Origin of the sequence: Brevibacillus centrosporus, from assembly GCF_046622605.1 — a bacterium.
GTDB classification, from domain to species: domain Bacteria; phylum Bacillota; class Bacilli; order Brevibacillales; family Brevibacillaceae; genus Brevibacillus; species Brevibacillus centrosporus.
The window spans coordinates 5,860,851-5,881,806 of sequence record NZ_CP176856.1 but is presented as its reverse complement, the minus strand read 5'-3'; the positions used below and the strand labels follow the sequence as shown (position 1 = coordinate 5,881,806).

The 20,956-nt window shown below is 50.5% G+C and carries 24 protein-coding genes; 2 read left to right on the top strand and 22 right to left on the bottom strand.

Annotation, left to right across the window (positions count from 1 at the left end):
• Positions 1–44: 44 nt before the first annotated feature.
• The 5 genes from ACLIN2_RS29320 to ACLIN2_RS29300 all read right to left on the bottom strand — a co-directional run bounded on the left by ACLIN2_RS29320 (position 45) and on the right by ACLIN2_RS29300 (position 3,426).
• A complete protein-coding gene (locus tag ACLIN2_RS29320; RefSeq protein WP_092268286.1) occupies positions 45–614 on the bottom strand; it encodes a TIGR01440 family protein in 570 nt (189 codons plus the stop codon).
• Positions 615–1,070, bottom strand: a complete 456-nt coding sequence (gene rpiB / locus ACLIN2_RS29315) for a ribose 5-phosphate isomerase B (RefSeq protein ID WP_122926475.1) — start codon at positions 1,068–1,070, stop codon at positions 615–617.
• A 144-nt stretch (positions 1,071–1,214) separates the two neighbouring features.
• Positions 1,215–1,679 carry a low molecular weight protein arginine phosphatase gene (locus ACLIN2_RS29310; RefSeq protein ID WP_411502902.1) on the bottom strand — a complete coding sequence of 155 codons (465 nt, stop codon included), beginning with the start codon at positions 1,677–1,679 and terminating at the stop codon, positions 1,215–1,217.
• Positions 1,680–1,711: 32 nt separating this feature from the next.
• Entirely contained in the window at positions 1,712–2,272 is a 561-nt protein-coding gene (locus ACLIN2_RS29305; protein ID WP_092268289.1) for a manganese efflux pump MntP family protein, read from the bottom strand.
• A 62-nt stretch (positions 2,273–2,334) separates the two neighbouring features.
• The gene (locus tag ACLIN2_RS29300; RefSeq protein WP_327931323.1) at positions 2,335–3,426 is read right to left on the bottom strand and encodes an L-threonylcarbamoyladenylate synthase; all 1,092 of its coding nucleotides are present in this window, start codon (positions 3,424–3,426) and stop codon (positions 2,335–2,337) included.
• A 229-nt stretch (positions 3,427–3,655) separates the two neighbouring features.
• Between ACLIN2_RS29300 and ACLIN2_RS29295 the strand changes: the two genes are divergently transcribed.
• The gene (locus ACLIN2_RS29295; protein ID WP_400583238.1) at positions 3,656–4,429 is read left to right on the top strand and encodes a DUF3298 and DUF4163 domain-containing protein; all 774 of its coding nucleotides are present in this window, start codon (positions 3,656–3,658) and stop codon (positions 4,427–4,429) included.
• Between the two features lie 68 nt (positions 4,430–4,497).
• Here ACLIN2_RS29295 and spoIIR read toward each other — a convergent pair whose 3' ends face one another.
• The 16 genes from spoIIR to ACLIN2_RS29215 all read right to left on the bottom strand — a co-directional run bounded on the left by spoIIR (position 4,498) and on the right by ACLIN2_RS29215 (position 18,181).
• Positions 4,498–5,343 (bottom strand): stage II sporulation protein R, encoded by an 846-nt coding sequence (gene spoIIR / locus ACLIN2_RS29290; protein ID WP_411502901.1) that lies wholly within the window; start codon positions 5,341–5,343, stop codon positions 4,498–4,500.
• 140 nt (positions 5,344–5,483) lie between these two features.
• The gene (prmC, locus tag ACLIN2_RS29285; protein ID WP_411502900.1) at positions 5,484–6,380 is read right to left on the bottom strand and encodes a peptide chain release factor N(5)-glutamine methyltransferase; all 897 of its coding nucleotides are present in this window, start codon (positions 6,378–6,380) and stop codon (positions 5,484–5,486) included.
• Positions 6,364–7,440, bottom strand: coding sequence for a peptide chain release factor 1 (gene prfA / locus ACLIN2_RS29280; protein ID WP_411502899.1), 1,077 nt, complete (start codon positions 7,438–7,440; stop codon positions 6,364–6,366). The genes prmC and prfA overlap by 17 nt, the downstream gene beginning before the upstream one ends.
• Before the next feature lie 163 nt (positions 7,441–7,603).
• Entirely contained in the window at positions 7,604–8,101 is a 498-nt protein-coding gene (locus ACLIN2_RS29275) for a sporulation protein (protein ID WP_411502898.1), read from the bottom strand.
• An 81-nt stretch (positions 8,102–8,182) separates the two neighbouring features.
• Positions 8,183–8,755: a thymidine kinase gene (locus ACLIN2_RS29270; protein ID WP_092268296.1), complete on the bottom strand. Its 573-nt coding sequence runs from the start codon at positions 8,753–8,755 to the stop codon at positions 8,183–8,185.
• Between the two features lie 28 nt (positions 8,756–8,783).
• On the bottom strand, positions 8,784–9,170 hold the full coding sequence (locus tag ACLIN2_RS29265) for an FAD-binding domain-containing protein (protein ID WP_411502897.1): 387 nt from the start codon (positions 9,168–9,170) through the stop codon (positions 8,784–8,786).
• Entirely contained in the window at positions 9,160–9,795 is a 636-nt protein-coding gene (locus ACLIN2_RS29260; RefSeq protein ID WP_246071020.1) for a deoxyribodipyrimidine photo-lyase, read from the bottom strand. The genes ACLIN2_RS29265 and ACLIN2_RS29260 overlap by 11 nt, the downstream gene beginning before the upstream one ends.
• 107 nt (positions 9,796–9,902) lie before the next feature.
• Entirely contained in the window at positions 9,903–10,103 is a 201-nt protein-coding gene (gene rpmE / locus ACLIN2_RS29255) for a 50S ribosomal protein L31 (protein WP_055745712.1), read from the bottom strand.
• 104 nt (positions 10,104–10,207) lie between these two features.
• The gene (locus ACLIN2_RS29250) at positions 10,208–11,473 is read right to left on the bottom strand and encodes a radical SAM protein (protein WP_092268297.1); all 1,266 of its coding nucleotides are present in this window, start codon (positions 11,471–11,473) and stop codon (positions 10,208–10,210) included.
• 70 nt (positions 11,474–11,543) lie between these two features.
• Complete coding sequence (locus ACLIN2_RS29245) at positions 11,544–12,431, bottom strand: peptidoglycan DD-metalloendopeptidase family protein (RefSeq protein WP_373863335.1); 888 nt, start codon at positions 12,429–12,431, stop codon at positions 11,544–11,546.
• Between the two features lie 85 nt (positions 12,432–12,516).
• Positions 12,517–13,797, bottom strand: coding sequence for a transcription termination factor Rho (rho, locus tag ACLIN2_RS29240; protein WP_092268299.1), 1,281 nt, complete (start codon positions 13,795–13,797; stop codon positions 12,517–12,519).
• 46 nt (positions 13,798–13,843) lie between these two features.
• Positions 13,844–14,800 carry a class II fructose-bisphosphatase gene (gene glpX, locus ACLIN2_RS29235; protein ID WP_411502896.1) on the bottom strand — a complete coding sequence of 319 codons (957 nt, stop codon included), beginning with the start codon at positions 14,798–14,800 and terminating at the stop codon, positions 13,844–13,846.
• 30 nt (positions 14,801–14,830) lie between these two features.
• On the bottom strand, positions 14,831–16,114 hold the full coding sequence (locus tag ACLIN2_RS29230; protein WP_092268301.1) for a UDP-N-acetylglucosamine 1-carboxyvinyltransferase: 1,284 nt from the start codon (positions 16,112–16,114) through the stop codon (positions 14,831–14,833).
• Between the two features lie 79 nt (positions 16,115–16,193).
• Complete coding sequence (fsa, locus tag ACLIN2_RS29225; RefSeq protein ID WP_092268302.1) at positions 16,194–16,838, bottom strand: fructose-6-phosphate aldolase; 645 nt, start codon at positions 16,836–16,838, stop codon at positions 16,194–16,196.
• 15 nt (positions 16,839–16,853) lie between these two features.
• The gene (gene fba, locus ACLIN2_RS29220; protein ID WP_092268303.1) at positions 16,854–17,708 is read right to left on the bottom strand and encodes a class II fructose-1,6-bisphosphate aldolase; all 855 of its coding nucleotides are present in this window, start codon (positions 17,706–17,708) and stop codon (positions 16,854–16,856) included.
• Positions 17,709–17,806: 98 nt separating this feature from the next.
• Positions 17,807–18,181, bottom strand: coding sequence for a response regulator (locus ACLIN2_RS29215; protein WP_049740841.1), 375 nt, complete (start codon positions 18,179–18,181; stop codon positions 17,807–17,809).
• A gap of 160 nt (positions 18,182–18,341) precedes the next feature.
• On the opposite strand from ACLIN2_RS29215, the gene ACLIN2_RS29210 reads away from it, so the two are divergent.
• Positions 18,342–19,136 (top strand): lipid II flippase Amj family protein, encoded by a 795-nt coding sequence (locus tag ACLIN2_RS29210; RefSeq protein ID WP_092268304.1) that lies wholly within the window; start codon positions 18,342–18,344, stop codon positions 19,134–19,136.
• 69 nt (positions 19,137–19,205) lie between these two features.
• On the opposite strand, the gene ACLIN2_RS29205 is transcribed toward ACLIN2_RS29210, so the two are convergent.
• On the bottom strand, positions 19,206–20,807 hold the full coding sequence (locus ACLIN2_RS29205) for a CTP synthase (protein ID WP_411502895.1): 1,602 nt from the start codon (positions 20,805–20,807) through the stop codon (positions 19,206–19,208).
• Positions 20,808–20,956 lie beyond the last annotated feature (149 nt).

The following is a 20,956-nucleotide window of genomic DNA, read 5'->3' as shown; positions in this document are numbered from 1 at the left end:
ATATATTCTCTCCTCCTTGAACATGAGCTTGTCTCACGTTCTTTTTAGGTACAGCTCTCCGTAGTTGGTGCTTTTTCATACACGGCACGGGCGCCGCCGATCAGCTTCGGACGAGTCCGCGCTGCCGTAACATGTGCTTCCCCGATGACGCGAATTGTTGGCCGCACCGGAACCGCTACATGCTTCAAATGCATGCCAATAAGCGTATCGCCGATGTCGATCCCGGCATGTGCCGAGATATGCTCGACGACGGCAGCATCCTTCATCTGGGTGTAAGCATGCGCTGCCATGGAACCGCCTGCTGTAGGAACGGGGACGACCGATACCTCATCCCATCCGAATCGCTCCAACACTTCGCGCTCCACGACCAACGCCCTGTTCAAATGTTCACAACATTGAAAAGCCACGGCAAACCCGCTCAGGTCTTGTACAGCACGAATACCGCGATAAAGAGCAGCTGCCACTTCCTTGCTTCCCGCCTTGCCGATGTGCTTGCCCAGCACTTCACTGGTACTGCATCCGATGACGAGCAGCTGTCCTGGCTTCAGCTCAGACAGATGGACAACTTCCTTTACAACCTCAATGACCTGTTTTTCAATGGCGACCAGATCCACTTACTTCACTCCCGTGTGTTTCGCTTCGATCTCCGAGATTTTCTCCACACGTCGCTCGTGACGTCCACCCTGGAAGTCCGTATCCAACCAGATCTTCACGATATCGAGTGCCAAACCAGGACCGATGACACGTTCACCCATGGCCAGGACATTCGTGTTGTTGTGCTCACGAGTTGCCCGTGCCGAGAAGGTATCGTGCACCAGCGCGCAGCGAATCCCCGGCACTTTGTTCGCAGCAATCGACATGCCAATGCCAGTACCGCATACCAAAATACCACGGTCGAACTCGCCTGCCGCTACTTTTTCCGCTACAGGAAGCGCATAGTCAGGATAGTCTACCGAATCGGCGCAGGAGACCCCGAAGTCTTCGGTCTCCACATTCAAGGATGCAAGCAGCGTCTTGATCTCCTCTTTGAGCTTGTATCCACCATGATCAGCAGCAATTGCTACTTTCATCTTGTCATCCCTCGCTTGTACTTGATCTCGTTCATTATACATCATAATCCCACAAGTAAAAAGTGAACATTTCAATCCACGTTAGAGAAAATGTTCGTACTCTAATGCGAAACAAGGTACTGACAAGGGGCCAACACCTCATTCTTAGCGCGATTCACGAAAACGCTCTTGAAGCAACCTTATCGATAGCCTGTCCAGCGCCTCCTCGATTTCCTCTGCACTTCTGCGATAATCCTCCATAGACCCACCAAACGGATCTGCAATATCGCCAAAGCCTTCTACTCCTACATATTCACGCAAGGTATGCACCTTGTTTGCTGCAGCTGGATAGTACATCAAAATCGCCTGCTTGTGATTGGCTGTCATCGTCAAAATCAGATCGGACCACTCGATCAGCTCTGCATCCAGTCTGCTTGACGAATGGTTGTGCTCAATCCCACGCTCTTTCAGCACTTTACTGGCGTGAGGAGAGGCCGCTTGCCCGTCATAGGCTGCCACCCCTGCTGAGCGCACCTCAAAATCCTGCCCAGCCGTTTTGGCTCGGAAAATCGCTTCTGCCATGGGACTTCGGCAGGTATTGCCTGTGCAGACAAACAATATCCGTTTCACGTATCTCGCCTCCTTCTGCCTGCGCCATCCTGCTATAACATAAATTTTAACCCAAAACAGAACAAAATAAGTCCACCTACTAATTCGCTGTAATCCCCCAACCATCCTCCCACGCTTCTGCCGAGAAGTAATCCGAAGTAGGACATCGCACCGCCCATGATGCCGAAAAGCGTGATGGCGAGCAGCCTGTTCACTTCGATCAATCCGAAAGAGAAGCCGACTGTGAGGGCATCCAGGCTCACACTGAAGGCGAAAAGGATCAAGCCAAACCCTTTGGTCCGCAGCACGCTTTTTTGATCGCTATTCACAAATCCGTTCCATAACATATGCAAGCCAATCACCATCAGAACACCGCCTCCCATAAAAACGGCGATATCCCCAACCAAATCAGACAAATACGCCCCAACGAATATCCCTACAATCGGCATACCTATATGAAAAAGCCCTATGGTGATACTGACTTTTATTATCTCCCGAAGCCGAATCCCTACCATTCCTACTCCGATTCCCAAAGAAAATGCGTCCATACTCAAGGCAAATGCGATCATGAGCAAGGTCAGAAATTGCCCCCACTGAAACAAGACCTGGTCCAACTGGCCTCCCCCTCCTCGTCTCTTCAACCTATGCGGACAAGAAGGAGTTTAGACAAGGCATTTTACGCCTGCTCGATTCGACCGCCAGCTGCCTTTTCCAGACGATTCATGACAGCCATGCCAAGGCCCTCTCGGGAAAACGTTTCGCCTACAATGAACTGCACGTGGTGGGCATCAAAATCGCGCAGGACGGCATACAGCTGATGGGCAACCTCTCCCAAATCAGAACGCGATCCAACGGACAGCACGACATCAGCGTCAGGATGTGCACGCCACGCCTCAAAAGTCTCCTCCGTTGCCAGCACACCTGTTTTTCGCCCATGCTGCTTCGCTTCCCGCAGCATAGCGGCCATCTTGTCCCACACTCGCTTTGCTTCTCCTGCCACCAGCCACATTTCGCCTTCCGGTGCGTAGTGGGTATATTTCATGCCAGGCGCACGCGGAGTCTCCGTAGCTCCCGCCTGAAAAGATGGGTCCAGTGCGACAGGTCCAATCACGGCTTCCATCTCTTCACGGGTAATGCCTCCCGGACGAAGAATCACAGGAGGCTCCACCGTTACATCAATGACTGTGGACTCCAATCCCACTCCCGTTGCTCCCCCGTCCACGATACCCGCTACACGGCCATCCAAATCGGCAAGAACATGGGCCGCTGTCGTGGGACTCGGACGCCCGGATCGATTGGCACTTGGTGCAGCGATGGGAACTCCTGCTTCAGCAATCAAAGCCAGTGCAATGGGATGATCAGGCATCCGTACTCCGACGGAATCAAGACCCGCCGTGACGAGCGAGGCGACCTCATCTGTCCGTGGCAAAATAATGGTCAACGGACCGGGCCAAAAGGCATCCATCAACTTCTCCGCCTTTTCCGGTATTTCCGACGCCACGGTGGATAACTGCTCCTTTTTTGCAATATGCACAATCAGTGGATTATCACTGGGCCTTCCTTTGGCTGCAAATATTTTCTCCACAGCTTCGTTGGACAATGCATTGGCTCCCAGACCATAAACGGTTTCAGTCGGAAACGCGACGACCGCACGATCCCGCAGCAAACGTGCTGCATCCACAATCTGTGTACAACTCTGTATTTTCTCCACAGCATTTTCCACAATATTATCCACAGTCCAAACTTTGGTGACTACCTTTTGCTCCATGATAAAAATATCCTTTCTCTAGCACGTTTCGTATTCATAAGTGCCTTAAGTATAGATGTGCTGATTAAAGTTTTCAACAGCCTGTGGGTAACTTGTTGATAACTTTAATCAGCACAGTGGAAAAAACATTGTTACCGATTTTTAACCGAGTGTTGCTAAGGAATGTAGTAGGATAAGAGTATCAACACCATTCCAAACCGTCCCTTCTTGAAAGGATCGTGACATTCTCATGAAATCATTCAAATCCATGGCAGCAAGCCTGCTCGGTTCAGCTGTCCTGCTCAGCGCTGTCGTTTCACCAGCAATAGCTGCTACTCCAGTGCCAGTCAAGCCTGCTGTACCGGTAAGCAGCCCGCAAGTAAAAGGAGTCGTGATTACCTCCAAAACCATTCAACAAAAGACAGCCGAGTACGAAGCCAACATCACGATCCCTGTCATCAGCGGGCTGAACGATAAAGCGTATGAAGCAAAGCTGAATGCTGATTTGCTCAAACAAGCTCAGGATGCATTGAAGGAACGACAAATCATGAGCAAGCAAGACGCAATCGACGCTAAGAAATACGGCTATCCGATGCGTCCCCATGCTGTGGATATATCCTATAAGGTTCACTCTGTCGGCAAGCTCGTCGCATTCTCTGTGCAAACGTATCTGTACACAGGTGGCGCACACGGTATGACCGATGTTACCTACTACAATATCGCCAACCTGGACAAAGCCCAGAACCTGCAGCTCGCTGACCTGTTCCAGCCTGGCATCAATTATCACTATGTCCTGAACAATCTGATCAAGCAACAAATTCAGGCGGATCCTGAAAAAGCCGAGCTCTACAGCTTCGAAACCGTTGCCGATAACCAGCCTTATTCCTTTGAGAACGGAAATCTGGTCATTCATTTCACTCAATACGAAATCGCCGCCTATGCAGCGGGAATGCCTGCTTTCGCGATCCCACCGCACAGCTACCTGAATTTGCTTCGATCCGATGTGAAAGCCTTGCTGCAATAACGCCTACCCCCATCATCAAACGAGAGAACGACACCTGCGCCCACTGCCAGGTGTCGTTTTTTCTTTGTTTAGGAGAACAGCTTCTCCAGCCGATCCCAGAGAAAGAATCTTACCTCGATTTCAGGTGCAGGAGCCACAGCTGGTTGTTCCGTCTCTGTCTGAGCTTCTACGCTGCCTGCCACGGATTCATCTGTGCTGGCAGATACGACTTGACTCTCTTGCCCACGTTCAGGCTCACGGTCAGCTTGGCGCTCTCCATACACATCCTCTAAACGCAGCTGGCGCCACTCCTGCCATTCATCCCGTGTTCGGCCTGTAGCCGTATCCACTGCTGTAGCAGCTACACTCGCTTGCGTTTCAAGTGCTGCATCGGTCTCATCCGCAACAGACTCCTGCTCTGTATCCGCTGGAGCTGCTTGTACACCATCCCCGTTGGACATATCGATAAAGCAGAGCGGCGGGAACAAGACACACCACCAGTTTTGCCCTTTCGCCTCACCGATTTGTACGCGCAGCGCCTCATAATCGCCTGCCGGGTACACATAGGAACCATACAGCTTGGTAGGAAAAGGGACTTGTCCAAAATCGACGACAGCTTTATAGCTAAAACCGCGGTCATGAATCGTTTGGTCGACCACTTGCTGCATCACAGGCAGATTCGCTCTCACGACTTTCTCTGCATCCTTGAAATCCTTGATATCTGTTGCCCATGTATCCATTTGAGCGATCAGCGCATCACGCACTTCCCGCTTTAACCACTGATCTTGAAAGGAATCGCTGTTGGCAATAATCCGCAAGCGAATGGATTCTTGAGGGATCGGCCCGTTATCCACAACATTTGCCGAAGTAAGCTGTCCCTCCCAGCTCATCATTAACATGAGTACACAAAACGCCATCCATAGTGTCCGTTTCATATCGAACAGCTCCCTCTTGTACTGTGCTAGTCACGCTCTTTTTCTCTATAGCACCAGTATGGGCAGAAGGTTCTGAATTCAAACGGCAGATCGAAAATATTCTGAACGAATCGGAAAGAAAAAGGCGAGCAAACGAGTCGCTATCGTCTTACGCCGATGACTACCCGCTCTATGCCCGCCAAATCAGGTACAACATGCACTTCATCAATAACGCCGGATGCCTTCATCAGATCCGCAACATCACGTGCCTGATGAATACCCACCTCATAGGCAACCAGTGCTTTTTTCTTTAAAAGAGCTGGCAGTGCCTCGCACAAACGTCGATAGCAGTCCAGTCCATCTGTTCCACCATCCAAAGCCAAGCGTGGCTCGTGCTCGAGTACTTCCGCATCCAGCTCATCAACATCTGCACTTGGAATATACGGCGGATTGGATACGAGGATATCTACCTGCTCCCCGGCAGCGAGCAACGGCTGCACCAGATCCCCTTGCAAAAAGCGAACGGCAGCTCCTAGACGCTCCGCATTTTCCTTGGCGATCACAGTCGCGTCCAAAGACAAATCCACGGTCGTGACCTTCCAGCTAGGCCGCTCGCAGGCAAGTGTAATGCAAATGGCACCACTGCCTGTACCGATATCTGCTACAGTCAAAACGTCAGCCTCGTCCCCCTGCCACAGCTTGGCCGCATGCAGGAGCACCTGCTCCACCAAGATTTCCGTTTCCGGGCGAGGAATCAGCACACCAGGACGCACATGAAACAGCCGACCAAAAAACTCCTGCGAGCCAAACATATACTGCAAAGGCTCGTGCTGGGCACGCCGCAAAAGCAGCTCATCCAGCTTCTCTATCGCCCCTGGAGGAATCGGATCCATCATCGCAATCAGGAAACGGGTACGGTCCCAGTCCAAGCAATGGCGAATCAGCAGCTCTGCCTCAAACACCGGATCAGTTGCCCCATGCTCACGCAAAAAGGAAGAAGCCCGTGTCAGGGCTTCTCGAATCGTCGTGACAGTAGACCAATCAAGCTGTGTTTGCATGGCTTTTCAACAGCTCCGTCTGTTCGTGCATGATCAGGTTGTCGATCACTTCATCCAACTCGCCTTCGAGAACCGATTCCAAACGATGCAGCGTCAAGCCGATACGGTGGTCGGTTACACGGCTTTGTGGATAATTGTACGTACGGATACGCTCGCTTCGGTCACCAGTACCCACCAGGCTCTTGCGGTTGGCATCTACTTCAGCATTTTGCTGCTGCATATAAAAATCGTACAGGCGAGCACGCAATACGCGCAATGCTTTATCTTTGTTAGAGTGCTGCGACTTTTCATCCTGACAGGAAACCATGATCCCTGTAGGAAGGTGAGTCACACGAACGGCAGACTTGGTGGTATTAACGCTCTGTCCACCTGCACCACTGGAACAGAAGGTGTCGATACGGATATCTTTGTCGTTTACTTCTATTTCGACTTCTTCTGCTTCCGGGAGTACCAGAACAGTCGCCGTAGAGGTATGGATGCGCCCGCCGGACTCTGTAGCCGGAATACGCTGTACGCGATGCGCTCCGCTTTCGAACTTCATTTTGCTGTAAGCGCCGCGACCGCTGAGCGAGAAGACGATTTCCTTGTATCCACCAATATCGGTAGGGCTTGCCTCCAATACTTCGATCTTGAAGCCGTTGCGCTCGGCAAAACGAGTGTACATACGGAACAGTACCGCTGCAAACAAGGCAGCCTCGTCTCCGCCTGCTGCACCACGCACCTCGACGATGACGTTCTTTTCATCGTTCGGATCTTTCGGCAGCAACAGGATTTTCAAGCGATCTTCCAGCTTTTCTTTACGCGAAGCCAGCTCACTGATTTCGAGCTTGACCATTTCGCGCATTTCATCGTCCAGTTTTTCCTCCAACATGGCCTTGGCATCTTCCATCTGGGATACAACTGATTTATATTCACGGTAAGTCGTCACGGTTTCTTCCAGGGAAGACTGCTCCTTGGACAATTCACGCAAGCGTTTTGTGTCACTAATGACGTCGGGGTCACAAAGGAGATTGGTCACTTCTTCAAAACGCTCTTCAACAGCAGATAAGCGTGTAAACACTGTACTTCACCCCAATCGTAAAAAATACGAAGATCAATCATAACAGATAAATTATAGGAGGAAACCGGAAATAAGTCAAAGCGCATTATTTTACTGGAAAAAGGCTTCCAGTCGTGCAAAAACAGGCCCGGCAATGCCGAGCCCTCCATTCAGTCTCGCTATGTCAGCGATGAAAACCTTCATTTGAGGTGATGTGGAAATCATAGCGAGGAATTTTCTGCTTCAGTGCATCGATGACCTGCTTCTCAATGTTTCGAGCTTGACTTGCCGTCACGTTGTGCACGAGATCAAGAGTAACATATGCGTTTCCGCCGTTTAGTGTGATACGCGCATTTTCCACGCCAGGAATGGACTTCGCCATCGTCTCCATATTGTTCAGATCAACCTGATACCCACGGGTCTGATTATGTCCAATGATCAGGTTCGGATTTTGGTTTCTCCCCATCAATCCATCACGGTCTTCCGTAGGAGTAGCCGCACGATGGAGAACATCACCGCTTTGTTCCCCTTTTATGGTCGTATTGTGTTGACGATCGAGATTTTGCGTTCCATAGCCCTTCTCCTGCGTCATCGTCCGGTTGCATCCGACAGTCAGCAAAGAGGCGAGAGCCGCCACGCAAAGCACCGCCATCGAGCTTTTCCAAAAAGGCAAGCATCGCATGAAAAAGCCACCTCCTGTTTTGCCTTAGTCTGCACATCACATCGAATGCTCATGCACGGCCAAAAGAGAGGTGGCGTTGACTTAAAATCCCGGCGGGTGGTAGTAGTGACGACGGCAAACACTGCTGTACGTATCATTGCCAGCGATCTCGATCGTCTCTCCGGCATACACCGGTTTTCCATTTTTAAATTTGAGAATGTGCGTTGCCTTTTTATTGCAGTAGACACAGACGGTCTTGATTTCTTCCACCTTGTCTGCCTCACAGAGCAATGCAGCACTTCCTGGGAACAGTTCGTTTTTAAAGTTTTTCAGCAAGCCGTAGACAATTACAGGGATACCCAGCTTGTCCACAATCGCAACGAGCTGATCGACATGGTGCTTACCGATAAATTGTGCTTCATCGACCAGCACACAGTGGGGCTTCAGCTCCTCTGCCGCCACAATTTCATACAGGTCGGTTTCATCCGTTATCGGATAAGCTTCCCGGCTAATCCCTACACGAGACGCCACTTTTCCGACGCCAAAGCGATCGTCTACCGCTGGCGTAAACACCATCACTTTTTTACCAGATTGCTCGTAATTGTGAGCGACAGTCAAAAGCTGAATCGATTTGGAAGCATTCATTGCTCCGTAACGAAAGTAAAGTTGTGCCACGATTCTATCTCCCTTTATCAAGAAGTCATTACTCCGTCTTTGTCAGATGCCGGTCCCTTGCCTCCTGAAACGAGGTCAGGGCGAGCTTCCTTCTTTGCGCATGGTCTACGCACGGCGGCGGATAGTCCAGACCGATGACGCATCCTGTTTGCTCCTGTAAATGCAGCGGCATTTCCCACGGTTTATGGATATATTGTAGAGGTACATGCTGCAGCACGGGAAGATATTTTTTTACGAAGGCTCCATCCGGATCAAATTTCTCCCCTTGGGAAACTGGGTTGAAAATGCGGAAATACGGCTGTGGATCTGTCCCGGTAGAGGCGCTCCATTGCCATCCACCGATATTTGCCGCGTCATCGCAATCGATTAGCTTCCTGGAAAAATACGCCATCCCCACTCGCCAATCAACCAGCAAATGCTTCTTCCCCAAAATGCGAAGGCTTCCATTGCTCCCCGAGCGGTTTCTTTCGACCGAATTGCTCTACAACAGGTGCCTTCTCACTAAATAACTCTGTGATCCCGTCCCAGGCTGGTAACTTTTCAGCCATTGGGTAGAGTCTGTCTTTCGGAAGCGTCTGCCACACTCTCCGAAACGGCGTAAAGACGGCATACGCCTTTCCCTGCTTGTTCATAATTTCCCCTGGCTCATGCAACACCAGATCTTTGCACGCCTGAACAAATACTCCTTTTGAACGGAGGGCCATCTCCACCTGCTCATCACGGCTTCGTGCAAAAGGAGAGTAGTCCCGGTTGTAAAACAGCTTGTCCGCCCCGGTCTCCTGAATCAGCTGTTCGAGCACCTGCAAAGGCTCCCCGTGACGAATGATTAAACGGCTGCCCACATGCTCCAAATTTTTCCCCAGAGCACTCACGGCCGACAAAAAGGCATGCAGGCGCCGATCTCCCACCGTCTCCGAGCGGCAAAAACGATCCTCGAGAATACATACGGGAACGATGTCCTCGCCCGTTTGCACTGCTTTATGTAGCGCTGCATGATCATGCAGGCGCAAATCACGCCGAAACCAGACGATGGCTGTCATCAAATGACCTCCTGCTTTGTTTCGCTGTCTATGCCCTATTCGAAATATTCCTAAGAAAAAACAAAACCAGGCAGATTGCTCTACCTGGTTGCTCCAATCCTTTCCAATTAGGAAAGATTGTATTTGCGTTTGAAACGGTCTACACGGCCGCCAGCATCCACGAATTTTTGTTTACCGGTGAAGAAAGGATGGCAGTTGGAGCAGATCTCCACTTTCAGCGCTTGCTTCACAGAACCGGATTCAAATTCGTTACCGCATGCACATGTTACTTTCACAGTGTTGTACTGTGGATGAATACCTTGTTTCATCTAAATGCACCTCTTTCCGCCCTGAATCGTTTGCCGAAACAGAGTTATATAAACACAGTAAAAATAGTAGCATGTCAACGTCGCAAATGCAACAGGTTGCCCGCTTAGGCCATGTTTTTCCTGCGGCGCAATTGCTCCGGTGGGATGTGTGTAAACGACCCGATTACAACGTCTGGCAGCTCTTCCTGATAAATCTCGATGGCTTGCTTCATGCCAAACACCTCACCCTGAGCCTTCGGAATCATGGCCAAATAGCTCTCTGGATCAATATTTAGATTGCGCATCTGAATCAATTTGATTCCGGTTCGGCGGATGAAGTTAATCATTGCTTCCATTTCTTCTTCACGGTCGAAAACACCTGGGAAGCACAAGTAATTGATGGACGTATAGACACCCTTGGATGCCGCATATTCGGCGGAACGCGCGACATTCTCCAGTGTGTAGTTGCGCGGGCGATAGTAAGCGTTGTAATGCTCGTCAATCGCACTGATGATGCTGACACGCATAAGGTCCAGACCCGCGTCCACAATTCCTTTGATGTGGTCGGTCAGCCCTGCGTTGGTGTTGATGTTGATGTAGCCCATGTCTGTTTGCTCCCGCACACGGCGCATCGCAGGAACAATGATGGAAGCCATCGTGGACGGCTCCCCTTCACAGCCTTGTCCAAAGCTGATGATGCTCTCCGGCGTTTGCAAGTGATGCAGCATGACCTCTACCAGCTCTTCCTCTGTCGGCTTGAAGTTCATCCGCGTCTGAGGGGACGGAAATCCGCTGTCTTCGGGCTGCTCGGAAATACAGCCGTAGCAGCCGGCATTACAGGTATAAGAGACAGGCAAGCTGCCTTCCCAACGATGGAAGAAGTTGTTGGAAGCCGTCAAGCATTCGTACTCCAACGCACAATGGGACAGATGGTTCAAGATCCGATTTTGCGGAAATTGCTCCAGCGTTTTTTCTACGCGCTGACGCAGCTCGTCCATCGGAAAGTTGAGCGGATCCCATTTATAGATGTCATCACTCGATCTGCCCGCTACCCAGAAGCTGCCATCTTTCCACACAACTGCGGAATAGCCAAAGAGTGGCAGCTTGCTGTCCTTGTTTGATTTCACATACCCAGGGAGCAGCAGCCGTGTAATTCCTTGAGGAACAAGTGCTCCCACCGCCGTGCAACCGTCCAGCTTCACCATTTCACCCGTCTTTGGATCCATCCCGATCGGAACGGTATCTGGCAGGCTGACCAAGGTCGCGCCTTCTGGCAGTGGAATCAGCTCTTCCTCCAGGATTTCTGTCAATATATCACCGTTACGTGCCACCGAAAGCAATCCCGGGTGGTCGTAGACATTACCTTTTTCATCTGCGTACACTAAATACATGGGAAAATCGCCTCGCTTCTTTGCTTTGCCCATTGTAACGCATAGAAAAAGTAAAGTAAATTGCAGGAGTTTACCTGCCCAGATATGGCAGTGGATTGATCGGCACATCGTCCTGCCTGACCTCAAAATGCAAATGATATCCCGTCGAGTCTCCCGTATGCCCCATGTACCCGAGCATTTCACCTGCATCTACCGATTGTCCAGGCGCCACGATAATGCTGCGCATATGGGCATAAAAGGTTTGCAGCCCGTCTCCGTGGTCAAGCACCACCATCCTGCCGTAGCCCGAACGGTTCGCCCCTGCCTCTACTACAACTCCTGATTTTGCCGCATAGATCGGAGCCTTGGCTTCGCTTTGATTCCACAGGTCCACTCCTTTATGCGCCTTTCCCCATCGCACTCCAAACCCGCTGGTGATCGTCGCCTCTTTCACCGGCCATTCCATGCGCTCCCTGATTCGCCCGATCACCTGTCGACTGGCTGCCTGTGACGTATTCCTCTTTTGCTGGAGGTCTTCTGCTTGCAAAGACGGCTCACCCACAATCGGGACATACACAACCTGTCCCACATATAGGTTGTCCGACAGCCACCTAAGCAGCGGATTGCGGTCTATCAACAATTCCCGGCTGACGCGATAACGACTGGCTATGTAGTTGAGCGTTTCCCCTCGTTTTACGATATGCTTCACCTCGTCTTTGCTAATGATGAGCTTCATTCCGACACTGACGAAATTGGGATTATTGATTTTGTTCATTTCTACCAGTCTTCTTAAAGTAAGACCGTAGCGCTGGGCAATACCCGAGAGCGTATCTCCCTGATTGACGGCATATACCATGACATTACTTTTGGATGAAGCATCTGATTTAGCCAAGCCTGCATACGGATTGAACGCTTGAAACAAAGCTTGTTCCACGACCGTTCTTTTGGCTTCGTCCAGACTCTCGATCGGAGCTGGCATCTGCTCGAATGGCACAGAAAACTCCTCCTTCGTTCAAATTCTATTTCCTACCGTATGCGTGCCTGGACAAAAAAATGACGGTGAGTCATGAAGAACTCACCGTCGTATTAGCTGCTTTTCCGCGTCCTTGCTTGGATTCAAGCGTTTGCAAAAATTCATCGTTGGTTTTCGTATCCGCGAGCTTTTTGATAAACGAATCAACAAACTCGTTTGTCTCGTTCATGTTCTTGCGGATCATCCACAACTTGTCCAGCTCTTCCTTGGATAGCAGCAGCTCTTCACGCCGTGTACCGGAACGACGAATGTCGATCGCCGGGAAAATACGACGCTCTGCCAGCTTCCTGTCCAAATGAAGCTCCATGTTTCCTGTTCCTTTAAATTCCTCGTAAATGACATCGTCCATCCGCGAACCGGTTTCTACCAGCGCAGTCGCCAGGATCGTCAGGCTGCCGCCTTCCTCAATGTTGCGTGCCGAACCGAAGAAGCGCTTGGGACGATGAAAAGCTGCCGGATCAATACCACCGGAAAGCGTCCTGCCGCTTGGAGGAATAACCAGGTTGTAGGCCCGAGCCAAACGCGTGATGGAATCAAGCAAAATGACAACGTCCTTTTTATGCTCGACCAGACGTTTTGCACGTTCCAATACCAGCTCAGCCACTTTGATATGATTTTCAGGCAATTCGTCAAAAGTAGACGCTACGACTTCACCTTTGACGGAGCGCTGCATGTCTGTTACTTCTTCGGGACGCTCATCGATGAGCAGCACAAACAAATGAATATCAGGGCGACTCTCCGTGATGCTATTAGCGATTTCCTTTAGCAGCATGGTTTTCCCTGCTTTTGGTGGAGCCACGATAAGTCCACGCTGACCCAATCCAACAGGGGAGAGGAGGTCCATCAGGCGGGTGGAAACACGCTCAGGTGAGGTTTCCAGGACAAGCTTGGTTTGAGGATACAACGGCGTCAAAGCGGGGAAATGCAAACGCTCTGCAGCTGTTTCGGGGTCTTCTCCATTGACTGCTTCTACTTGCAAGAGGCCGAAATATCGTTCGTTCTCTTTCGGCGGTCGCGCCTTACCCGATACTACGTCTCCCATCCGCAGATCAAAGCGTCTGATCTGCGATTGGGAGATGTAGATGTCCTCGGAGCTAGGGAGATAGTTGATCGGGCGCAGGAAGCCATACCCTTCCGGCAGGATATCCAGCACGCCCTCCATAAACATGAGACCGTCTTTCTCCGCTCTGGCACGCAATATAGCGAAGATCAATTCCTTCTTCTTTAACTGCGAATAGTAAGGAATGTGATACTCTTTGGCCAGCTTGTAGAGATCGGTCAGCTTCTTTTCTTCTAGTTCAGAAATTAACATACATCCACCACTCTTTATTTACTCTTTCTACTCATTGGAGCATCTATTACAGCGTCGGCTTTCTTTCCAAACGATGGTTGCCTTCGATAAAACGGACGGTTCCCGTTTTTGCACGCATAACCACCGAATTCGTCGTTGCCCGGGTACCTTGGAATCGCACGCCCTTCAGCAGCTCCCCATCGGTAACACCAGTTGCTGCAAAAATGGCGTCGTCACCTTTCACCAAGTCGTTCATGAAAAGAACTTGATGCGGGTTCTGCAGGCCCATTTTCATACAGCGCTCGATTTCCTCCTGGCTTTGCGGCAACAGCTTTCCTTGGATTTCTCCGCCCAAGCATTTCAGAGCGACAGCAGCCAGCACTCCCTCAGGCGCACCACCGGAACCGAACATGATATCTACGACTGTATCAGGGAAAGCTGTATTGATCGCAGCAGCCACATCCCCGTCTGAAATAAGGCGGATGCGGGCACCTGCCTCGCGGATTTCGTGAATAATCTGTTGATGGCGTTCCCGGTCGAGCACGATCGCTACCAAATCGCTGATATCTTTCCCCTGTGCTTGGGCAACAGCTTTCAGGTTGTCGCGAATCGGTGCATTGATATCAATTTTGCCTACTGCTTTTGGTCCTACTGCTATTTTCTCCATGTACATATCAGGAGCATGCAGCAGATTGCCGCGGTCCGCAATGGCAATAACAGAAATAGCCCCCCACGTACCTTTTGCGAGGATATTGGTTCCCTCCAGCGGATCAACGGCCACATCGACAGCAGGAGCTACACCCTGACCCAAACGCTCCCCAATGTAGAGCATCGGCGCTTCGTCCATTTCCCCTTCACCGATGACGACGATTCCGTCCATCGGTACCTTTTCAAACTCTTTTCTCATGGCCGTTGTTGCTGCATCGTCAGCCTCATCTTTTTTACCGAGTCCCATCCAACTAGCGGATGCCAATGCTGCTGCCTCGGTCACACGTACCAGTTCAAGTGTTAAGCTGCGTTCCATTCTGGAAGACTCCTCTCCTGGTTGATCTATTTAGCGTTGATGATTTTCCGAGCGATGCAAGCCTACTCTTTGTACATCGGCTCCTAGTGTTTGCAACTTGCCTACCAAATTTTCATATCCACGATCAATATGTTCCAATCCTTCCAGCTCGGTTACGCCATTCGTCGCAAGGCCAGCGATGAACAAAGCAGCTCCCGCCCGCAGATCAGAGGCAACTACCTTAGCACCGTTCAGGCTGCTTCCACCTTCTATCACGGCGGATCTGCCCTCTACCTTCAAATTTGCCCCCATGCGTCTCAGCTCGTCAACATGACGAAAACGGGAGCTGTAAATGTTGTCGGTGACGATGCTGGAGCCTTTTGCCATCGTCAAAAGGGTCGTGATCGGCTGTTGCAGATCTGTCGGGAATCCTGGATAAGGACTTGTTTTCACATCAATGGAACGGTAGCCCTTTTGGCCGATCACTTGAATGCAATCGTCCATTTCCACTACTTCCGCTCCTATTTCACGCAGCTTGGCTGTCACGGACTCCAAATGCTTGGGGATGACATTCTCCACCAGAACATTGCCGTTTGTCGCAGCGGCTGCAATCATATACGTACCTGCTTCGATCCGGTCAGGGATGATCGTATGGCGACAGCCACGCAGGAATTCTACACCCTGAATGCGGATCATGTCAGTCCCGGCACCTTTGATATTGGCTCCCATGTTGTTCAACAGGGTAGCTACATCGACAATCTCCGGCTCACGGGCTGCATTTTCAATAATGGTCACGCCGTCTGCTTTGGCAGCAGCGAGCATGATGTTAATAGTAGCGCCGACACTGACAAGGTCAAGGTAGATCCTCGCGCCTTGGAGTCGGCCATTTTTTGCTTTGATCGTCATGACGCCGTTCTTGTTTTCCACTTGGGCGCCCATCGCTTCAAAGCCTTTGATATGCAAATCAACCGGACGCGGACCCAGATCACAGCCACCCGGCAAGCCTACTTGTGCCTCTCCAAACTTGGCCAGCAAAGCGCCCCACAAATAGTAGGAAGCTCGCAGTTTTTTGATGCGACCGTTGGGCATCAGCATGAGCTTCATCGCCCGACCGTCTACTTCCATCCAGTCTTCTTCAAACAATACATCGGCTCCCATTTCCTGCAGGAGCTCAAAATAAATGTCCACGTCCTGAATACGGGGCAAGTTTTCGATGACGACTGGCCCATCTGCCAGAAGCGCTGCCGGAATCAAGGCTACCGCGCTGTTTTTTGCTCCGCTGATGGTTACCGTCCCCGCGAGCGGTTTCCCACCATTGATGATTAGCTTATCCATGCTCTGCTCTCCTCAGGCGTAATCGGGAAAGAAGCACCTTCCCCAGTGGAAAAGGTGCTCGAAACTGTAACGTTCGATCTTATTTTTGCATGCTTGCCCAGTCAGCGAGGAATTTTTCCAGACCGCTGTCTGTCAGTGGGTGGCCAATGATTTGTTTAAATACTTTTGCTGGGATGGTAGCGAAATGCGCTCCGCGTTTTGCCGCTTCCGTCACATGAACAGGGTGGCGAACCGACGCTGCGATGATTTCTGTTTCAATCCCATGTACGGAGAAAATCTCAGCGATATCGTCAATCAGCGTCATGCCGTCCTGACCAATATCGTCCAGACGTCCCAGGAACGGAGAAACGTAGCTCGCTCCTGCACGTGCAGCCAACAGTGCCTGGTTCGCGGAAAATACCAGTGTCACATTGGTTTTGATTTTCTTTTTCGCGAAGTACTTCGCTGCCTTCAAGCCTTCTGCCGTCATCGGGATTTTGATCACGATATTCTTCGACAGGGAAGCCAGCTTTTCGCCTTCTTCTATCATGCCCTTCGCATCTGTGCTGATGACCTCAGCACTGATCGGACCATCTACAATGTCGATAATTTCTTTCAACGTATCGATGAAATCTCTGCCTTCCTTGGCAACCAGGGAAGGGTTGGTGGTTACGCCTGCAAGTACGCCCCACTCGTGAATCTCACGAATTTCATCAACGTTTGCTGTATCTATCAGAAAACGCATGGTTATCCTCCTTGGTTACGCGCGGTTGCTACTGCCGAACAAGCGCATTTTTCCTTTAACTACTTCCTTGATCGCGTCGCGAGCAGGGCCCAGATATTTGCGCGGGTCAATCTCGTTCGGTTTGGCAGCGAGCACCTTGCGTACCGTTTCGGTGCATGCTACTTGAGACTCTGTGTTCACATTGATTTTACCAACGCCCAGGCTGATGGATTTCACAATCGCTTCATCCGGAACGCCAGAACCACCGTGCAGTACGATTGGTGCGCCGATGTTGCTTGCTACTTTTTCAATGATGTCGTAGCGGATTTTCGGAACGCCTTTGTACATGCCGTGAGCAGTACCTACAGCGATCGCTACATAGTCTACTTTGGTCTCTTCCCAGAAGCGGATTGCTTCCTCAGGATTTGCCAGAGTAGCGTCTTCCTCATCCACAGACAGGTCGTCTTCTACCCCGCCGATAGTGCCGAGCTCGCCTTCTACAGAAACGCCTACAGCGTGAGCAGCCTCGACAACTTGTTTGGTCAGGCGGAGATTGTCTTCAAAAGAGTGGTGGGAACCATCAAACATAACAGAAGAGAATCCTGCACGAATGCACTTCATAACCATGTCAAAGTTGCTACCGTGGTCAAGGTGCAATGCAACGGGGACACCGGCACGCTCCGCCGCCACTTTTGCGATGGCTACGGTGTAATCAATGCCCATGTATTTAAGAGCCCCCTCAGACACACCGAAAATCACAGGCGATTTTTCTTCCATCGCTGCTTCGGTAATTGCTTGAGTGAACTCCAGGTTGTTCAGGTTGAATTGTCCGACGGCGTATTTATGCTTTTTGACGTCTTCGGTAAAAGCGGTCATAGGTACGAGTGGCATTTTCGTAAATCCTCCTCTAGCAAACTTCAATACTGTGGCTTATTATACCACAGTCACTCTCCTGTTAACAGGTACGCATGTCTGGGATACAACCGGGACTAACATGCTAATTGCTGATGTACCGCCATGCGCAATTCGTCGATATCAAACGGCTTGGTAAAGTGCGTCAATGCACCCAGCTGGGTCGCTTCCTTTATCATGTCCAACTCACCGTACGCAGTCATCATAATGACCTTAATATCTTGGTTGATTTTTTTGATGTGCTTCAAAATCTCGATTCCATCCATACCCGGAATCTTCATATCGAGAATTACCAGATCAGGAGACTCCTTTTCTACAATCTCCAGCGCCATTTTTCCGTTAGCTGCCTGAAATGTCTTGTAACCTTCCTTACCCAATACTTCGTATAACAAGATGCGGATTCCGTACTGATCGTCGACTACCAATACTTTCTTATCATGCTTGTCCAACATCTGATTATTCCCCCCCTGACCTATGCCTTTTCCTTAACGACATTAGTTCGCCTAAATTTAGGAAACTCCTTCCTGAATCTCGTTGAAATTTTCCTGCCCTCGAGCTATCGAGTATAATAGGAATACTATTTTTCCCACTTAGTGAGGAGCCGAGAACAAAATGGACGCTGTTTTGCTGATATGCCTTTTGACATTTATAATCCATACCACAGAGACATTGTCCTACGCCGTGCGCTTTGCTGGCGTACAGTCGGGGAGACTCGCCGTAGCTCTGTCACTCGTCGGAATTATTTTGCTGCTGTCTCGTACATCCAATCTGATTCAGGGCCCTTTTACCGGAGGGTTGATTGACGAAGCGGCTCTCACCCATACCGATCCAAGTCTCAAGCTGCACCTGATCGTCGCCGCCGCTTCTCTTGGGACTTGTTTCTCGATACTGCTTTTTCCCACTGCCGCCCAGCTATCCAAACGGGTGATTGCCCGGCTGGAGCTCGCTGGCTCCATTCCCCAAATGCTTCGCACGGCCGTTACCATCGACAGTTTGCGGAGCGTACGGCATCACGTCAGGGTCCCGACTTTGAATGTCCTCGCACGCTTTCGGATCAAGGGAGTTCCCAACCGGCTGTTACTTCTCAATTGCCTGGGAACAGGCATTTACACGAGCAGCATCCTGTCTGTTTTATACGCTACATTGCTCGTACCCGACTACAAAGCGACCGTCCTGATGTCCTCTGGCCTGATCAACGGGTTCGCCACCATTTTCATGACGATTCTGGTCGATCCGCAGGTAGCCCTCATGACGGAAAAAGCCATGCAAGGCAAGTCCTCGCTGGAGTCCATTCGCGATATGTACATGTGGCTGATGATTAGTCGTTTTTTTGGAACCTTGCTTGCTCAGGTCCTGCTGATTCCTGCTGCTTACTGGGTAGCCTGGATCACTCCGCTTTTTCATTAAATAAATATGCTTTTCCAGCAAAAAGCACCTGCGATTTTTCCTTCGCAGGTGCTTTTTTATCGAAAACGATTATTTTTGGTTGGTCAGCGCAGCTTTGACAAAGTCACGGAACAATGGCTGCGGACGATTTGGACGGGACGTAAACTCTGGGTGGAACTGCGTAGCTACGAACCAAGGATGCTCAGGAACTTCCACGATTTCAACCAGTCTTCCATCCGGCGTCGTACCTGCGAAACGCAGACCCAATTCGGCCAGTTGAGGACGGTATTCGTTGTTCACTTCATAGCGGTGGCGATGGCGCTCATATACCACCGTGCTGCCGTATGCCTGCTCGGTCAAGCTGCCTTCTTCAACCTTCGTTGGACCTACACCCAAACGCATGGTGCCGCCTTTGTCCTCGATTTCTTTTTGCTCTGGCAAGAGATCGATAACTGGATATGGCGTTTCCGGATTGATTTCGGAGCTGTTGGCCAGATCCATGCCAGCAACGTGACGGGCAAATTCAATAACGGCGATCTGCATACCCAGGCAAATTCCCAGGAATGGTACTTTATTTTCACGAGCGTAGCGCGTCGCGATGATTTTTCCTTCGATACCACGATCACCGAAACCGCCTGGTACGAGGACACCATCTACATCACCCAGCAATTCGCTGACGTTTTGCAAGGTGACTTCTTCTGCACTTACCCATTTGATGTCGATTTTGGAGTCAATGGCATATCCGCCATGATAAAGCGCCTCTGCAACAGACAGATAAGCGTCGTGCAGCTCCACATATTTACCAACAATCGCGATGCGAGTAGTTTTGGACAGGTTCTTGATTTTGCCTACGAGCTGTTTCCACTCCGTCATATCTGCTTCCTGACAAGTCAAGCCGAGATGGCGGCAAACGTAATCGTCGAGGCCTTGTGCCTGCAATTGCAATGGCACCTCATACAGCGTTTCTGCATCGATACATTCCACAACTGCGTTTTTATCGATATCACAGAACAGAGCCAGCTTGTCTTTCATTTCCTGGGTCATCGGTTGCTCGGTACGTGTAACGATGACGGTTGGCTGGATCCCCAGGCTGCGCAGCTCTTTTACACTGTGTTGGGTTGGCTTTGTTTTCATTTCACCTGCTGCCTTGATGTAAGGAACAAGTGTTACGTGAATGTACATGACATTCTCGCGGCCAATATCGCTTTTGATTTGACGGATTGCTTCCAGGAAAGGCAAGCTCTCGATGTCGCCCACGGTTCCGCCGATCTCCGTGATGACCACGTCCGCTCCTGTTTCACGACCGGCACGGAATACGCGCTCTTTAATCTCGTTGGTGATGTGTGGGATAACCTGCACGGTTCCACCCAGATAGTCGCCACGGCGCTCTTTGGCGATTACGGAAGAGTAAATTTTACCGGTCGTTACATTGGAGTTGGAGCTCAGGTTGATGTCGATAAAGCGCTCGTAGTGCCCCAGGTCCAGGTCGGTTTCTGCTCCGTCATCCGTAACGAATACTTCCCCGTGCTGATATGGACTCATGGTACCCGGGTCCACGTTAATGTATGGGTCAAACTTCTGGATGGTAACCTTCAGTCCCCTATTCTTCAGGAGTCGGCCCAGAGACGCCGCTGTAATCCCTTTTCCCAACGAGGATACGACCCCGCCTGTCACAAAAATATACTTCGTCATCGTTTACGTCCCCTCTTTCCCTAATCCTCAAGATGATGATAAATCGTATGAAGACGGCTCCAAAAAAAAGAAAAAACAAAAGCGAGTCCTATCCCGTTTAGCAGTGGGGTAGGGGCACTTTTGTTTTATAGTTTCCCATATTTGATCCT

Bases quoted from the DNA above. Each gene is read 5' to 3' on its own strand.
- rpiB (WP_122926475.1), bottom strand. From the start codon at position 1,070: ATGAAAGTAGCAATTGCTGCTGATCATGGTGGATACAAGCTCAAAGAG.
- ACLIN2_RS29300 (WP_327931323.1), bottom strand. From the start codon at position 3,426: ATGGAGCAAAAGGTAGTCACCAAAGTTTGGACTGTGGATAATATTGTG.
- ACLIN2_RS29295 (WP_400583238.1), top strand. From the start codon at position 3,656: ATGAAATCATTCAAATCCATGGCAGCAAGCCTGCTCGGTTCAGCTGTC.
- spoIIR (WP_411502901.1), bottom strand. From the start codon at position 5,343: ATGAAACGGACACTATGGATGGCGTTTTGTGTACTCATGTTAATGATG.
- prmC (WP_411502900.1), bottom strand. From the start codon at position 6,380: ATGCAAACACAGCTTGATTGGTCTACTGTCACGACGATTCGAGAAGCC.
- ACLIN2_RS29275 (WP_411502898.1), bottom strand. From the start codon at position 8,101: ATGCGATGCTTGCCTTTTTGGAAAAGCTCGATGGCGGTGCTTTGCGTG.
- ACLIN2_RS29260 (WP_246071020.1), bottom strand. From the start codon at position 9,795: ATGACAGCCATCGTCTGGTTTCGGCGTGATTTGCGCCTGCATGATCAT.
- rpmE (WP_055745712.1), bottom strand. From the start codon at position 10,103: ATGAAACAAGGTATTCATCCACAGTACAACACTGTGAAAGTAACATGT.
- ACLIN2_RS29250 (WP_092268297.1), bottom strand. From the start codon at position 11,473: ATGTATTTAGTGTACGCAGATGAAAAAGGTAATGTCTACGACCACCCG.
- ACLIN2_RS29245 (WP_373863335.1), bottom strand. From the start codon at position 12,431: ATGCCAGCTCCGATCGAGAGTCTGGACGAAGCCAAAAGAACGGTCGTG.
- rho (WP_092268299.1), bottom strand. From the start codon at position 13,797: ATGTTAATTTCTGAACTAGAAGAAAAGAAGCTGACCGATCTCTACAAG.
- glpX (WP_411502896.1), bottom strand. From the start codon at position 14,800: ATGGAACGCAGCTTAACACTTGAACTGGTACGTGTGACCGAGGCAGCA.
- ACLIN2_RS29230 (WP_092268301.1), bottom strand. From the start codon at position 16,114: ATGGATAAGCTAATCATCAATGGTGGGAAACCGCTCGCGGGGACGGTA.
- fsa (WP_092268302.1), bottom strand. From the start codon at position 16,838: ATGCGTTTTCTGATAGATACAGCAAACGTTGATGAAATTCGTGAGATT.
- fba (WP_092268303.1), bottom strand. From the start codon at position 17,708: ATGCCACTCGTACCTATGACCGCTTTTACCGAAGACGTCAAAAAGCAT.
- ACLIN2_RS29215 (WP_049740841.1), bottom strand. From the start codon at position 18,181: ATGTTGGACAAGCATGATAAGAAAGTATTGGTAGTCGACGATCAGTAC.
- ACLIN2_RS29210 (WP_092268304.1), top strand. From the start codon at position 18,342: ATGGACGCTGTTTTGCTGATATGCCTTTTGACATTTATAATCCATACC.
- ACLIN2_RS29205 (WP_411502895.1), bottom strand. From the start codon at position 20,807: ATGACGAAGTATATTTTTGTGACAGGCGGGGTCGTATCCTCGTTGGGA.